Raw genomic sequence first — 1151 nt, forward strand, 5'->3', positions numbered from 1 at the left:
TATCAATAAGTTGGAGTCATTACCCCCCACCTCTTTTTAGCGCCAGAAGATGGCGTTTGAAATCATACATCCTTATAACACAACCATAAGGTGTATCATGTATCCACTCTAAGTAACTATCGCAAGTTAGATAATTGGTTGTTGATGAAAGCACCTGAAGAACTCTGATATCACCTTCTTCCATATGTGAAATACTGATACAGACAGCTTTAAATTCAAACATAAGTATTCCCACCATCAAAACGCCGGACAGCTGCCCGGCGCTTATAATTAGCCTTTAAGAGTGCGGAATTTCTCCGCAATTAACCACAATGCCTTATTGAGTTTGACATCACCATCAATTGCTTTTACTGGCCGGGTTGTTGTTCTTTTCCCTTTTTCAGTTCGGCCAGGCAAACCGCCTTTAATCAGATTTTCCTGGACCCTTTGATATGTAGTCCAGATGTCATATTTTTTATCTTCATAACGGCGCGGATGAATTATCTGTTCAATACTGACCGGAGATTTATTTTCATCTTCATATCGGTAGGTTAATGCAGCTTGTCCAAACAGACGCTGTTCTTCCTTGGTTAAGGTAATAGACTTCATGACATCAACGCCTTCAGTTATTTTATCGAAAATTCCCAAAACTTCGTAAGCACCTTCGATAACCCTTCCCACAATATCACCTTTATGAGGTACACGAATCTCACCAAACGACGTACCGCACACAAGGCCATTTGTGCATACAAAACGGAACATACCCGGGATCATTTGATAACTGGACGATCCATCATGCGAGTTAAGAAGAATGATTTCGGGTACTTCTGTTCCTTTATTGGCCCCTTCACGGCGAAGTCTTACCATATGCTTAGTATGCCCCCGTTTATCCTCATCCCTTACTCGTGACTGACAGGCAAAAAATGGCTGGAAACCTTCTTCACGTAATTTATCCAGCAGTGTAATGGTTGGAATATAGGTATAGCGATCACTACGTGAATTATGCTTTTCTTCTGAAAACACAGAAGGTACAACCTTGACCAATTCATCGTTAGTCAGTGGGCGTTCCTGACGAATGGAATGAGTAAGTCCAAATCGGGATGCTAAACGCATATTATTCTCCTTCACCTGTTTAATTTTTTAACCATCACCCGTTGAGTTGCCGGGGCCGC

General features: G+C 41.7%; 1 protein-coding gene and 1 pseudogene. Both read right to left on the reverse strand.

Translation table 11 applies throughout. The annotated features are described in order from the left end of the window. Positions 1–25 precede the first annotated feature (25 nt). A pseudogene (locus HMPREF9538_RS31235) lies at positions 26–238 on the reverse strand (hypothetical protein); the annotation flags it as partial. Positions 239–270: 32 nt separating this feature from the next. Next, positions 271–1092 (reverse strand): DUF932 domain-containing protein, encoded by an 822-nt coding sequence (locus HMPREF9538_RS0128665; RefSeq protein WP_004178064.1) that lies wholly within the window; start codon positions 1090–1092, stop codon positions 271–273. Positions 1093–1151: the final 59 nt, after the last annotated feature.

It is taken from the genome of Klebsiella sp. MS 92-3 (assembly GCF_000195655.1).
Classification (GTDB): Bacteria; Pseudomonadota; Gammaproteobacteria; order Enterobacterales; family Enterobacteriaceae; genus Klebsiella; species Klebsiella pneumoniae.

What these genes read in the sequence shown, in the direction of transcription:
- HMPREF9538_RS0128665 (WP_004178064.1), bottom strand. Translation starts at nt 1,092, where the DNA reads ATGCGTTTAGCATCCCGATTTGGACTTACTCATTCCATTCGTCAGGAA.